Source organism: Streptomyces sp. NPDC026515 (genome assembly GCF_055567595.1).
Genome location: NZ_JBVHQD010000010.1, coordinates 65,189 through 77,302 on the forward strand (window position 1 = coordinate 65,189; position 12,114 = coordinate 77,302).

Consider the following 12,114-nt stretch of genomic DNA (forward strand, 5'->3'; position numbering starts at 1 on the left):
AGCACCGGCATGCGCGCGTTGCCGACGACGACTCGCCCCGGTGCGCAGCCGCCCCACCACGGCGCGACGAAACCGCCGGGACCCGGCCGGCCGCGGTCGGATAGGGTCGGCCGGCACCGGACGGGCAGGCGGAGGCCGCAGGGAGGAGCCGATGGAACTCACGAACATCGGGACGGCACGGGCCGCGGCGGCGCTGCGCCATGTGGCCGCGCTGTCCGCGGGACCGGTTCTCGATCCCGGCCTGTCCATCACCCTGAACTTCCACCCCGACCGGCTGTCGGCCGGGCTGCCGATCCTGGAGGCGCTGGCCCGGGACGGCGCCTACCACTCCCAGTTCGTCACCGGCACCAGCAACGGCGGGCTCACCGCGCACCCCGGCGGCGACCGGTGGCGCTGGGAGAGCCGGATCTTCGGCGGGACCTACGACGACGCGGACCCGGCCGAACGGCCGGTGTACGGGGCGCTGAACTTCCGCGGCCAAGTGGTCGGGGCGGCCCCGCGGTTCGGTTCCTCCCACCTGCGGCTGACCGGACCGGCACTGCACCGCGCGACCTTCTGCTACCCCGACAGCGCGGCCGAACCTACGGACTTCGGTGTCGCCGCCGGTACCCACCTGCTGGCCCTGGCCGAGGCGGACGAGCAGGACGCCCTCAACGACTACATCGAGACACAGGTGCACGGCGGGGTACGGCTCGACCGGGACGTGGCCGCCCTGGTGCTGGACGCCTCCTACCGGGGGACCCCCGTGGAATCGGCGGCCCGGCGACTGCCCTTCCCGGTCGAATGGCACCCCGGCTACCGGCTCACCGTGCCCGACCTCCGCCGCCGGGCGGACTACCGGGGCCCGCAGTACGCCGCGCTCGGCGCCCGGATCGCCGAGAAGGGCGTCGTGGACCCCCGGATCATCGGCGACGCGGCCCGCACCGGCCGGTACCCGATCCAGGACCTCAAGATGGTCTGGCACACCCTCGCGCGCTTCGGCGCCCCGGAAGGCGCCGGCACGGCCTGCTCCGCCGGTCCGGGTCGCCGGACGCCGGGGGGCGGCACCCCCAAGGCGTAGGCGCGGGCGACCGGGTTCGGTGCGGTGGACCGCGGAACAGCGGGCTGACAGGCGGCGCAGGTGGTACGTGACGCCGGCCGCGCCTGCCGACCTCCTGACCCCGCTGACACCGCGCCACCACTCGGTCTCCTCGTCCCCGGCCGCCGGCCCCCGCCACGCAGACCTGATGAACTCCCCGCCGGAGGCCCCCGCCGGCTTGGGCAGGGGCGCCTACCGCGGCACCGGATCCGGCCCTCGCGGGGCTCCGCCCCGGCGAACCGCTGTAGGCCCGTGTCCAGCCCTGCCGGGAGGCCTTCCGGATCGACGGCTGCCGACCGGCCGTCGTGATCGCCGCGGGCACGCGCCTGGCACCCCTCCGGGATGCCGTCGCCGACCGGACGGCCGTACTCGCGGCGGGCGCAGAACTCCCGCCCGCGCTCTGCTGCTTCGGCTGCGACGCCGCCGAGGCCGACTTCCCGCGCGCCGAGGGGCTCCGCGGCGCCGAGACCGCCGGAGCCGGATCGCTGCGCCCGGCCTTCAGCACGGCCGGCACGTTCGTCCAGCACCCTGTCGCCACCGGGGGTGCGGGTTGACGTATCCCGGAGGTGTTCCGCGCCCGCGTCCCCGGGGAAAATTCCGTCGATTGGCTGAACTGCCTGGTGGCGGAAGGCCGTTTTGTGGAGGATGTACACGCGTGGAGCTGATCGACGCCGCCGCCCGCGGCGCCCCGTCAGGGACGCGGGGAACTGCGCGAGCCGCCGGGCCGGACCCGTGGCCCGCGCGCGACCCGCACCCCCCACGGTGGGATCCGCCGTCGCCCCCTCCTTAGCTCACAGCGTGAACTAAGGGTTGGGAAAATATCGCTTCCGCCCTCTCGAAGGAGTATGTTGCAGGTCGGGAAGGGTTCGTGAAGGGAGCCACATGGCGGGGCGGAACGGGCGCACGGTACGCGACCTCAGGAGGGCCAACCGCACGGCCGTGCTCCAGCGACTGTATTTCGACGGCCCCCTCAGCCGCTTCGAGCTCGGCCCCGCCACCGGCCTGAGCTCCGGCTCGGTGAGCAACGTGGTGGCCGACCTGGTCGCCGACGGCCTGGTCGAGGAGGCCGGCAGCGTCGACTCCGACGGCGGCCGGCCCCGCACCCTGCTGCGCGTGGCCCCGCACAGCGGCCACATGATCGGCGTCGACGTCGGCGAGACCCGCGTCCGGGTCGAGCTGTTCGACCTCACCCTCACCGAACTCGCCCGCGTCGAGCGCCCGCTGACGCAGCAGGGCTATGACGTCGAGGTGATCGTCGGGCACATCCGGGACGGCATCGCGGAGGTCCTCGCGACCGAGGGCGCGTCGCCCGAGCTGCTGCTCGGTGTCGGTGTCGGCGTCCCCGGCATCGTCGAGCACACCGCGGACCGGGGTGCCCTGGTGCACGGTCAGACCATCGGCTGGGACGCCGTCCCGCTGGAGGAGCTGCTCCGCACCGGCTGTCAACTCCCTGAATCCGTCCGGTACTTCATCGACAACGGCGCCAAGACGCTGGGGCAGGCCGAGATGTGGTTCGGCGCCGGGCGCGGCGCGGACAACGCGGTCGTGGTGCTGTTCGGCTCCGGCGTCGGCGCCTGTCTGGTCACCGCCGAGGTGGAGCACGGCCGGGCCGTCGAGTGGGGCCATCTGACGGTACGGGTGCGGGGGCGGCGCTGCCGCTGTGGCGCACTCGGCTGCCTGGAGGCGTATGCGGGCGCAGAGTCGCTGCTGGCCCGCTGGCGCGAGGAGGGCGGCCGTCCGGCCGAGGGCACCGACGAGGAGACGGCGCTGACCGCGATGCTCGCCGCCGCCTACCCGTCCGAGGACACCGAGCCCGATCCGGTCGCCCTCGCCGTCCTGGAGGAGACCGCGGAGTACCTGGGCGCAGGCCTCTCCGACCTGATCAACCTCTTCCAGCCCGAGCGGATCCTGATCGGCGGCTGGGCCGGGCTCCAGCTGGGCGCCCGCTTCCTGCCCGCCGTACGCCGGTACGCGACCACGTACGCGCTGCGCCACCCCGCCGAGCAGGTCACCATCGACCTCGGCCGGCTCGGGCCGGACGCGGTCACCGTCGGGGCCGCGATCCTGCCCCTCGCCGACTTCTTCAGCCGTGGCGGCCGCCGCGCCGAACCGGCGACCGAGGACCGCCTGCCCGCCTGGCGCATGGCCCTGGAGGAGCGCACTCCGCGCTGAGCACCCCCGGTTTCACGGCTCCCGGGCGAGGTACCCGCGTACCGCCCGCACCGATCCGACCTCGAGGGGCGCAGCCATGAGTGACCAGCAGGGCGGGGGGCCCGTACCCCGCGACATGCCGGACCAGCAGGCCCGGCCCGATGACCGGGACCCGTGGGACGCGGCCGAGGGCAGTCACCCGGACGCCCACGAGGACGCGGGCCTGCCCGAGACCGACGAGGCGGGCACGGGCCTGCGGGGCGCCCCTCGCCCGGGAGTGGTGCAGCCCGACGAGCCGCTGCCGGAGGAACCCTCGGCCTGAGCGCCGGGCGTGCCGGCGGTGTGTCAGGCGAACGCGTTCACGCCCGTCAGTTCCGCCGACAGGTCCCAGAGCCGTGCGGCCTGTACGGGGTCGATCGCCCAGTCCTTGACACCGGTCGACGCGCCCTCCACGGCGGGCTCGGCGATGTCGCAGTCCTCCAGGTACACCCCGCCGAGGTCCGCCAGCTGCGGGGAGGTGGCCGCCCAGGTCTGGGTGGCCGCACCCTGCGGCGGGGTCTTGAAGCCCTGCGGGTTCAGCACGGTGCCCTGCTCGTCGATCCAGCCGCGCTCGACCATCTCCTCGCGCGGGATGTGCCGCTGGAGGGGTGTCATGATGCCGCCCGGGTGCAGGGCGAAGGCCCGTACCCCCGCGTCCCGGCCGAGCCGGTCCAGGTGGACGGCGAACAGCACGTTCGCGGTCTTGGCCTGGCCGTATGCCTGCCACTTGTCGTAGCCGTGCCGCCACTGGACGTCGTCCCAGCGCATCCCGGCGAAGTGGTGGGCCCGCGAGGAGACCGACACCACCCGGGCGCCGCCCGGTTCCAGGGCCGGCCAGAGCCGGTTGACCAGGGCGAAGTGCCCCAGGTGATTGGTGGCGAACTGGGCCTCCCAGCCCGGTCCTACCCGGGTCTCGGGGCAGGCCATGACGCCCGCGTTGTCGATCATGAAGTCGACCGTCCGGCCGGAGGCCAGGAACCGCTCGGCGAAGGCACCCACGCTGTCCAGGTCGCCGAGGTCCAGCTCGTCCACCTCGACGGCGTCCAGGCCGGCGAGCGCCTCCCGGGCCGCCTCGGGGCGCCGCGCGGGGACGACGACGCGGGCGCCCGCCTTGGTCAGCGCCCTGGTGGTCTCCAGCCCGAGCCCGGAGTAGCCGCCGGTGACGATCGCGAGCCGGCCACCGAGGTCGAGGCCCGCCAGGACGTCGTCGGCGGTGCTGTCCGCGCCGAACCCGGAACCGATCTTGTGCTGCTCAGTCGTAGCGCTCATGGCGTGAACGCTACGAATTGGAGTGCGCTCGAAGTCAAGCGGAGGTCCCGGCGCCCGGGAACCGCCTCCCGGGCAGCGGAAAGCCCCGGCCGCGACGGGGGATTCGCGGCCGGGGCGGTCAGGTGGTGGGCACGGACGGCGGTCGCCTCGCGGCGAGGCGCTCCACAGGGCTTCAGCCGAACGATCGTCCCCGTGGGCGGGAGTTGAGGCCCGGGGACACTGTCCCGTCGGCACCCACGGCTGGTTCAACGGACAACCACCCCGGGCTGTTCCGGACCCCGGAGTGACGCGGGTCACCCGGTCCCGGTCCAGGCCAGGAGCCGTTCCACCGGCCAGGTGTTCACCACCCGGTCGGCGGACACCCCGCACTCCTCGGCCCGGGCACAGCCGAGGATCTGCCAGTCCAGCTGGCCGGGCGCGTGGGCGTCGGAGTCGATCGAGAACAGCACTCCCGCCTCGACGGCCCGGCGCAGCAGCCGGCGGGGCGGGTCCAGGCGCTCGGGGCGGCTGTTGATCTCCACGGCCGTGTCCGACGCGGCGCAGGCGGCGAACACCTCGTCCGCGTCGAACTCCGACTCCGGCCGCCCCCGTCCGGTGACGAGACGGCCCGTGCAGTGGCCGAGGACGTCCGCGTGCGGATCGCTCACGGCCCGCACCAGGCGCCGGGTCATCGAGCGGGCGTCCATCCGCAGCTTGGAGTGGACGGAGACGACGACCACGTCGAGCCGCTCCAGCAGCTCCGGTTCCTGGTCCAGCGAACCGTCCTCCAGGATGTCGCACTCGATGCCGGTGAGCAGCCGGAACGGCGCCCAGGAGGCGTTCAGCCCCGCCACCACCGCCAGCTGCTCGCGCAGCCGCTGCGGGGACAGGCCGCGGGCCACCGTGAGCCGGGGCGAGTGGTCGGTGAGCACCGCCCACGCGTGCCCGAGCGTGGCGGCGGTGCGGCCCATCTCCTCGATCGGGCTGCCGCCGTCGGACCAGTCCGAGTGCAGATGACAGTCCCCGCGCAGCAGCTCCCGCAGCCGGGAGCCCCCGTCGGCCGCCGGTTCTCCCGTCTCTTCCTCAAGCGTGCGCAAATATCCGGGCAAATCTCCCGTGAGGGATTCCCGGACCACCTGGGCCGTCTTCGGGCCCACGCCCCGCAGCGACTCCAGGGTGCCGGCCGCGGCCCGCTCGGCGATCTCCCCGGCGGGCAGGGAGGCCAGGACCCGTGCGGCGGTGCGGAAGGCGCGCACCCGGTAGGCCGGTGCCAGGGACCGTTCCAGCAGGAAGGCGATCCGTTCCAGCGCCTCGACGGGTCCCATGGCCACCTCCACCGTCAGGGTGACTCAGGCAAGTCACATCCGCCCGGGGAGATCTACCCTCGATTGCATGACCGAGATAGCGAGCCCGTTCATCTCCCAGCCGCGGATCCTGGTGCTCGGGGTCATGACCGGCAAGCCGGGCAGCCCGCCCTTCCGCATCGTGGAGATCGACGGTGAGGTGGTCGGTGAGGCACGGGACATCACCGAGGTGCTGGCGGTCGCCGCGACCCACGGCATCACGGTCCACGACCTGGACGACCCGGCCGTGGTCTGCTGGGTGGGCGGGGACAAGTTCACCTGGGTGCCCCGCCACTAGGGCCCGTCCGCCGGACGGGCCCTAGTGGCGGGGCGGCGGGCCAGCCTCAGCCGACGGTCCACTTCTGGTTGGCGCCGCCGGAGCAGGTCCAGATCTGCAGCCGGGTGCCGTTGGCCGAGTTGTTGCCGGTGACGTCCAGGCACTTGTCCGCCTGTGGGTTCACGATGTCGTGCGCCGCGGAGACGGCCCACTTCTGGGCGGCGCTGCCGTTGCAGTCGTAGAGCTGGACCGTCGTCCCGTCCGCCGTACCGCCGCTGGTGACGTCCAGGCACTTGCCCAGGGCGCGGATGGTGCCGTCGCTGCCCACGGTCCACTGCTGGGCGGCGGAGCCGTTGCAGTCGTAGAGCTGCACGGGCGTGCCGTTGGCGGAGTTCGCCCCGGCCACGTCCACGCACTTGCCCGCCAGGCCCTTGATCGCGACGCCGGCCGCGGTGTCACTCGTCGTCACCGACACCGAGTCCACGACCAGCTGTGCCGGGAACGCCGTGGAGCTGTTGGGGTCGCCCGGCCAGTAGCCGCCGACGGCCAGGTTGAGGATGAGGAAGAACGGCTTGTTGAACGCCCAGGTGTTGCCGCCCACGTCGGCGGGCGTGCGGGTCTGGTAGGCGACCCCGTCGACCGACCAGGTGATCTTGTTGGGTGCCCAGTCGACGGCGAAGGTGTGGAAGGCGTCCGCGAAGGCCTGGCCGTTCGGGAGCGTGTAGCCGGCGCCTATCCCGGCCGAGCCGGAGTAGCCGGGACCGTGGATGGTGCCGTGCACGGTCGAGGGCTCGAAACCGACGTTCTCCATCACGTCGATCTCACCGGAGTCGGGCCAGCCGACCTGTCCGATGTCGGTGCCCAGCATCCAGAACGCGGGCCACATGCCCTGCCCGCGCGGGATCTTCATCCGGGCCTCGACGTGCCCGTACTGGGCGCTGAACTTGCCCGAGGTGTTCATCCGGGCCGAGGTGTACTGGCAAGTGCCGTACCAGCACTGGTAGTTGGCGGGGTTCTCCTTCTTGGCCGTGATGACCAGGTGACCCTGGCCGTCGAGGGCCGCGTTGTTGGTGCCGGAGGTGTAGTACTCCCGCTCGTGGTTGTTGACGTTGTCGCCGGTCTCCTGGGTCCACTTCGAGGAGTTGACCGCCGAACCGGCGGGACCGTCGAAGGTGTCGGAGAAGGACACGGCGGCCGCACCGGCGTCGGCGGCCTCGGCCCGGTGCGCGGGGCCGACCGCGACGGATCCGACGAGCGCGGCGGACAGGGCGGCGAACAGGCAGCTGCGGAGCAGTCGTGGGGAGGCCACGGCTCTTCCTTCCGTACGGCGGTCGGACGCGGGGTGGCATCCGGCCGAGGTGGGGGGTGAAGGCGTCGCCTGTTGATTTAAGAGTTGAGATAAGTACCCCGTCAATACCTTGGTACGGACCAGTGTCAGGCCCGCTGCTTCTTCGGCTTGCGCGCGTGCACCGCCCGGCCGAGCCGCCGGCCCACCAGCAGCCAGCCGATCAGCGCCCCCGAGGTGTTGAGGATGACGTCGTCCACGTCGAAGGCGCGCCCCTCGACCAGCAGACCCTGCGCCGTCTCGACCATCAGCATCACGAACGCGGTCAGCAGCAGCACCCCGAAGAAGCCCCGGGCGCGTGGCACGAGGACCGGCACGATGATCCCGAACGGCACGCCGAGCAGGATGTTCCCGCCGATCTGCTTGACCGCGTCCCGGAGGGCCGGCTGGTCCAGATAGATCTTGAGGGACTCGCCGGGATGCAGATTGGTGTGCGCGATCGACACGGAGGCCGGGGACGGATCCAGCGTCAGCCGGGCCAGTACGACGGCGAACGCCACCATCGCCGCGAACGCGAACAGCATGGCCAGGATCCGCAACGGCAGCGGGAGCGGATGGCGTCCGGTGCCGGTGGTCCTGGCGGTCCGGCCGGCCTTTCCCGCGCCGTTTGTCCTGCCGGTACGCCCCGCCCTGCCGAGGCGGCCCTTCTTCCCGGCGCCCGCGGTCTTGGCGGTGCCGGTCTTCGCGGGGGCGTCCGGCCCGGCGCGGCGGACGCCGACGGCGCGGGCGGCCTTGGTCAGCACTCCGGGCTGTTTTCCGGTGTTCCTGTCCGTGTTCGTCCTGCCGTTCTTCTCGGCTCTGGTCGTGCGCAGGCGCGAAGCGGCACTGGCCATGAGGTCCTCCACTAGTCAACAGTCCGGCGTGCTGACCCAGTTACCCCGGAACCGCCCGCGGACACCCGCCGCCGTGGCGGCGGCCGGGACGCACCCGAGGTTTCCGCCGGCGCTCGCCGGGCACTCCGGAGCCGTTCCCGCGTGCCGCCCCTCCCCGCGACGGAGGCGGTGCTTGGATGCGAGAGGCGGCGAAACGGGCACAGCGTCGCAAAGTGGCCCAAGGAGGTGGCGTATGACCGGACGTACGGCGTTCGTCGCCACGGCTGAACTGCTCGGCTGGTGGGCCGCGCTGGCCCTGCTCTGGCTGGTGTTCATCGGCACCGTCGACACCCTGGAGCGGATCGTCGGCGCGAGCGCGGCGGCCGTCGGCGCCCTGGCCGCCCGAGCCGGGCGACAGGCGGTGAGCTGGCGGTGAACGGCTGGATCGTGGCCGCGACCGTGCTGCTGGCCGGGGGAGCGGGCAGCGCCCTGTGGGCGGTGGCCACCGGCCCGCTCGGCCGCCGGGTGGCCGCCCAGAACCTCGCCACCTCCGCGGTCTGCCCCAGCCTGTTGCTGCTCGCCCAGGGCTACGGCCGCACGTCCTACGTCGATCTCGCGCTGCTGCTGGCGCTGCTGGGACCGGTCGGCACCCTGGTCTTCGCCCGGCTGCTCGCGGACGACCTGGCGGACGAGCGGCCCGCCGCCTGGAGCCTGACCTGGACGGCGGCCGGGATCGGCGCGCTGGTCGTCCTCGTGCTGTGCGCGGTGACCGGACCGGGGCGGGCGACGGTGAAGCTGCTGGTGACCGGGGCGCTGCTGATCGGCGGCAATGTGGTCGCCTCCCGCGCGCTGTCCGGCGGATTCCGGGGGGTGCGCGGTGGCTGACGCGGTGATCGTCGTCGCGCTGCTGCTGACGGCGGCCTCGGCGACCGTGGCGGTGGCGACCCGGGACCCGGCCCGCCAGGCCCTGGTCCTGTCCCTGCTCGGCCTGATCCTGGGCGCGCTGTTCACCGTCCTCCAGGCCCCGGACGTCGGCCTCTCCCAGCTCGCCGTGGGCTCCGCGCTCACCCCGCTGCTGATCATGCTGTCGGTCCGCAAGGTGAAGCGGCGCGGCAAGGCGGACGACAGGTGACCGGGCGCCTGCGGCTGTGGCTGCTGGCCGTCGGCGGCACGGGTCTCGCCGCCCTGCTGGTGGCGGCCTGTTTCGACCTGCCGTCCTTCGGCGGCCGCAGCCACCCCTACGGCGACCGCGCCGTCCGGGCCTCCCTGGCCCGGCACACCGCCAACGTCATCTCCTCCGTCAACTTCGACCAGCGCGCCTACGACACCCTCGGCGAGATGAGCATCCTCTTCGCGGCCGTCCTCGGCTGCGTGGTCCTGCTGCGCCAGACCCGCGACGAGCACCGGGCCCGTCCGCGGCCCGCCGAAGTCGCCCGCCCCGTCCGCCGGTACGCCCTGCTGGTGCTTCCGGTCGCCCTGGTCACCGGCCTGTACATCATCGCGCACGGCCAGCTCAGCCCCGGCGGCGGCTTCCAGGGCGGGGTCGTCGCCGCGACCGCCCTGCACCTGCTCTATCTCGGCGCCGACTACCACGCCCTGGAGCGCGTCCGCCCGATCGGCGTCCTCGAGGTCGCCGACTCCCTGGCCGCCTGCGCCTACCTGGTGCTGGGCCTGTCCGGGCTGCTGGCCGGCACCGCGTTCCTCGTCAACACGCTGCTGCCGTACGGGACGTTCAACACGCTGTCCTCCGGCGGAATGGTCCCCCTGCTGAACGCGGCCGTCGGCATGGAGGTGGCGAGCGCGGTGGTCGTCCTGCTCGCCGGCTTCCTCGACCAGGCCGTCGAGATCGAGGACGAGAACGGGAGTTGAGCCGCCGGTGATACACGTCTTCCCCTATCTGACAGCCGTCTGGATCTTCCTGGCCGGCTGTTACGGTCTGGCCACCAGCCGGAACCTGATCCACGCGGTCGGGTGTCTGGCCGTCGTCCAGTCCTCGACGTACGTCCTGCTGCTGGCGGTCGGTTACCGCGACGGCGGCACCGCGCCCGTCTTCTCCGATCTCAGGCCCGGCACCCGGCCGCTGGTCGACCCGGTGGTGCAGGCCCTCGCCCTGACCGACGTGGTCGTCGGTGCGACCGTCACCGCGCTGCTGCTCGCGCTGGTCCTGCAGATCGCCAAGCGGCACGGCACGGTCGACCCGGACGAACTGACGGAGCTGCGCGGCTGATGCACCACCTGCTGCCCCTGCTCGTGGCCGTCCCGCTGCTCGGCGCCACCCTGCTGGTGGCCGGCGGCCGCCGGCTGCACCGGGTCCTCGCCGAGAGCTTCGCCTGCGCGGTGTGCGCCGGCACCTGCGCCCTCGCCCTGGTCCTGCTGCTCCACTCCGCGCCCCCGCTGGTCGAGTGGGCCGGCGGATGGCGTCCCGTCGGCGGGGAGAGCGTCGGGATCGTCCTGACCGGAGACGGTCCCGCGCTCGGCATGGCCGCCCTCGCCTCGCTGCTGACCCTGGCCGCACTCGTCTATTCCTGGCGCTACTTCGCGGAGCCGCCCCGCCGGCACGCGGGCTCCTTCCCGGCGCTGATGCTGGTCTTCCAGGCCGGGATGTGCGGCTTCACCCTCGCGGGCGACCTGTTCAACGCGTTCGTCTTCTTCGAGCTGATGAGCGTCGTCGCCTACGCGCTGACCGGCTACCGCATCGACGAGGCGAAGGCCGTGCAGGGGGCGCTGACCTTCGGCGTGGTCAACTCCCTCGGGGCCTACGCCATGCTGACGGGCATCGGCCTGCTGTACGCCCGCACCGGCGAACTGGGCATGGCGAGGATCGGCCACGGCCTGGACGCGCACGGCCGTCCGGACGCGCTGGTCCTGGCCGCCTTCGTGCTGGTGCTCACCGCGCTGCTGGTCAAGTCGGCCGCCGTGCCCTTCCACTTCTGGCTCCCGGACGCGCACGCCGTCGCCCCGACCCCGGTCTGCATGCTCCTGTCCGGAGTGATGGTCGAACTCGGCGCCTACGGCGTGTGGCGGGTGTACGGCACGGTCTTCGCCGGACCCGGCGGCATCCCGGCCGCCGACCTGGAACGGGCGCTGGTCGTCCTCGGCACGCTCACGGCCGTACTGGGCGCGTTCATGTGCTGGCATCAGCGGCACGTCAAACGGCTGCTGGCCAACTCCACCATCGCCCACACCGGACTGTTCCTCGTCGGCCTCGGCGTCCTGACCCCGGCGGGCGACTCCGGGGTCGCCCTCTACCTGGTCGGGCACGCCGGGGTGAAGGCCGCCCTCTTCGCCTGTGCCGGGATCCTCCTGGACCGCTACGGCAACGTCGACGAACGCGCGCTGCACGGCCGGGCCCGGGAACTGCGCACAGTGGGCGTCCTGTTCACCATCGGGGCGCTGGCCCTCGCGGGGCTGCCGCCGTTCGGCACCGCGCTCGGCAAGTCGGTCGCCGAGGAAGCGGTGGGCGCTCCGCTGACCGTGCTCTACGTCGTCGTGTCGGCGGTGACCGCGGGGGCGGTGCTGCGGGTCGCCGCCCGGGTCTTCCTCGGCCTCGGGGACCGGCCGCCCAAGGGCGACGCGTACGAGACCTCCGGAGCCGACGAGGAGCCCGAGACCGAGGGCCGTCTCGGGCGGATCCCGGCCACGATGACCGCGGTCCCCGCCGCGCTGCTGGCCGGCGCCCTCGCGGTGGGGCTCGTCCCCGGCTTCCCGGCGGCGCTGGCCGACACCGTGGACAGGGGCAGGACCCCGGCGGAAGTCCACTGGACGTCCGCCAGGGTCCCGTTTGGCTGCCTCTCCCCGCTCCTTGCCGTTTCTGTTGCCGC

General features: G+C 73.2%; 15 protein-coding genes. 11 read left to right on the forward strand and 4 right to left on the reverse strand.

Annotation, left to right across the window (positions count from 1 at the left end):
* Window positions 1-151: 151 nt before the first annotated feature.
* The 4 genes from ACZ4O3_RS21970 to ACZ4O3_RS21985 all read left to right on the forward strand — a co-directional run bounded on the left by ACZ4O3_RS21970 (window position 152) and on the right by ACZ4O3_RS21985 (window position 3,551).
* Window positions 152-1,060 (forward strand): DUF3626 domain-containing protein, encoded by a 909-nt coding sequence (locus ACZ4O3_RS21970; protein WP_362728920.1) that lies wholly within the window; start codon window positions 152-154, stop codon window positions 1,058-1,060.
* 323 nt (window positions 1,061-1,383) lie between these two features.
* On the forward strand, window positions 1,384-1,632 hold the full coding sequence (locus ACZ4O3_RS21975) for a hypothetical protein (protein WP_467723746.1): 249 nt from the start codon (window positions 1,384-1,386) through the stop codon (window positions 1,630-1,632).
* Between the two features lie 328 nt (window positions 1,633-1,960).
* On the forward strand, window positions 1,961-3,250 hold the full coding sequence (locus tag ACZ4O3_RS21980) for an ROK family transcriptional regulator (RefSeq protein WP_385000312.1): 1,290 nt from the start codon (window positions 1,961-1,963) through the stop codon (window positions 3,248-3,250).
* Window positions 3,251-3,326: 76 nt separating this feature from the next.
* Complete coding sequence (locus tag ACZ4O3_RS21985; protein WP_362714888.1) at window positions 3,327-3,551, forward strand: hypothetical protein; 225 nt, start codon at window positions 3,327-3,329, stop codon at window positions 3,549-3,551.
* 23 nt (window positions 3,552-3,574) lie between these two features.
* On the opposite strand, the gene ACZ4O3_RS21990 is transcribed toward ACZ4O3_RS21985, so the two are convergent.
* Together ACZ4O3_RS21990 and ACZ4O3_RS21995 are read right to left on the reverse strand one after the other, a co-directional pair.
* Entirely contained in the window at window positions 3,575-4,537 is a 963-nt protein-coding gene (locus ACZ4O3_RS21990; protein ID WP_467723748.1) for an SDR family NAD(P)-dependent oxidoreductase, read from the reverse strand.
* Between the two features lie 293 nt (window positions 4,538-4,830).
* Entirely contained in the window at window positions 4,831-5,841 is a 1,011-nt protein-coding gene (locus ACZ4O3_RS21995) for a PHP domain-containing protein (RefSeq protein WP_362714894.1), read from the reverse strand.
* A gap of 67 nt (window positions 5,842-5,908) precedes the next feature.
* On the opposite strand from ACZ4O3_RS21995, the gene ACZ4O3_RS22000 reads away from it, so the two are divergent.
* Window positions 5,909-6,157: a hypothetical protein gene (locus tag ACZ4O3_RS22000; protein WP_362714897.1), complete on the forward strand. Its 249-nt coding sequence runs from the start codon at window positions 5,909-5,911 to the stop codon at window positions 6,155-6,157.
* Window positions 6,158-6,203: 46 nt separating this feature from the next.
* On the opposite strand, the gene ACZ4O3_RS22005 is transcribed toward ACZ4O3_RS22000, so the two are convergent.
* Complete coding sequence (locus ACZ4O3_RS22005; RefSeq protein ID WP_362714900.1) at window positions 6,204-7,445, reverse strand: ricin-type beta-trefoil lectin domain protein; 1,242 nt, start codon at window positions 7,443-7,445, stop codon at window positions 6,204-6,206.
* A gap of 125 nt (window positions 7,446-7,570) precedes the next feature.
* Window positions 7,571-8,026 carry a VanZ family protein gene (locus tag ACZ4O3_RS22010; protein ID WP_362714905.1) on the reverse strand — a complete coding sequence of 152 codons (456 nt, stop codon included), beginning with the start codon at window positions 8,024-8,026 and terminating at the stop codon, window positions 7,571-7,573.
* 520 nt (window positions 8,027-8,546) lie between these two features.
* On the opposite strand from ACZ4O3_RS22010, the gene ACZ4O3_RS22015 reads away from it, so the two are divergent.
* The 6 genes from ACZ4O3_RS22015 to ACZ4O3_RS22040 all read left to right on the forward strand — a co-directional run.
* A complete protein-coding gene (locus tag ACZ4O3_RS22015) occupies window positions 8,547-8,729 on the forward strand; it encodes a hypothetical protein (protein WP_362714902.1) in 183 nt (60 codons plus the stop codon).
* The gene (locus ACZ4O3_RS22020) at window positions 8,726-9,178 is read left to right on the forward strand and encodes an MrpF/PhaF family protein (protein ID WP_467723751.1); all 453 of its coding nucleotides are present in this window, start codon (window positions 8,726-8,728) and stop codon (window positions 9,176-9,178) included. The genes ACZ4O3_RS22015 and ACZ4O3_RS22020 overlap by 4 nt, the downstream gene beginning before the upstream one ends.
* Window positions 9,171-9,425, forward strand: coding sequence for a hydrogenase subunit MbhD domain-containing protein (locus tag ACZ4O3_RS22025; RefSeq protein WP_362723938.1), 255 nt, complete (start codon window positions 9,171-9,173; stop codon window positions 9,423-9,425). The genes ACZ4O3_RS22020 and ACZ4O3_RS22025 overlap by 8 nt, the downstream gene beginning before the upstream one ends.
* Complete coding sequence (locus ACZ4O3_RS22030; RefSeq protein ID WP_467723753.1) at window positions 9,422-10,162, forward strand: MnhB domain-containing protein; 741 nt, start codon at window positions 9,422-9,424, stop codon at window positions 10,160-10,162. The genes ACZ4O3_RS22025 and ACZ4O3_RS22030 overlap by 4 nt, the downstream gene beginning before the upstream one ends.
* 7 nt (window positions 10,163-10,169) lie before the next feature.
* Window positions 10,170-10,520, forward strand: a complete 351-nt coding sequence (locus ACZ4O3_RS22035; protein ID WP_362723942.1) for a sodium:proton antiporter — start codon at window positions 10,170-10,172, stop codon at window positions 10,518-10,520.
* Window positions 10,520-12,114 (forward strand): complex I subunit 5 family protein (locus tag ACZ4O3_RS22040; RefSeq protein WP_467723755.1); only part of this gene is annotated, 1,595 nt, incomplete at its 3' end. The genes ACZ4O3_RS22035 and ACZ4O3_RS22040, both read left to right, overlap by 1 nt.

What these genes read in the sequence shown, in the direction of transcription:
- ACZ4O3_RS21970 (WP_362728920.1), top strand. Translation starts at nt 152, where the DNA reads ATGGAACTCACGAACATCGGGACGGCACGGGCCGCGGCGGCGCTGCGC.
- ACZ4O3_RS21980 (WP_385000312.1), top strand. Translation starts at nt 1,961, where the DNA reads ATGGCGGGGCGGAACGGGCGCACGGTACGCGACCTCAGGAGGGCCAAC.
- ACZ4O3_RS21985 (WP_362714888.1), top strand. Translation starts at nt 3,327, where the DNA reads ATGAGTGACCAGCAGGGCGGGGGGCCCGTACCCCGCGACATGCCGGAC.
- ACZ4O3_RS21990 (WP_467723748.1), bottom strand. Translation starts at nt 4,537, where the DNA reads ATGAGCGCTACGACTGAGCAGCACAAGATCGGTTCCGGGTTCGGCGCG.
- ACZ4O3_RS21995 (WP_362714894.1), bottom strand. Translation starts at nt 5,841, where the DNA reads ATGGGACCCGTCGAGGCGCTGGAACGGATCGCCTTCCTGCTGGAACGG.
- ACZ4O3_RS22000 (WP_362714897.1), top strand. Translation starts at nt 5,909, where the DNA reads ATGACCGAGATAGCGAGCCCGTTCATCTCCCAGCCGCGGATCCTGGTG.
- ACZ4O3_RS22015 (WP_362714902.1), top strand. Translation starts at nt 8,547, where the DNA reads ATGACCGGACGTACGGCGTTCGTCGCCACGGCTGAACTGCTCGGCTGG.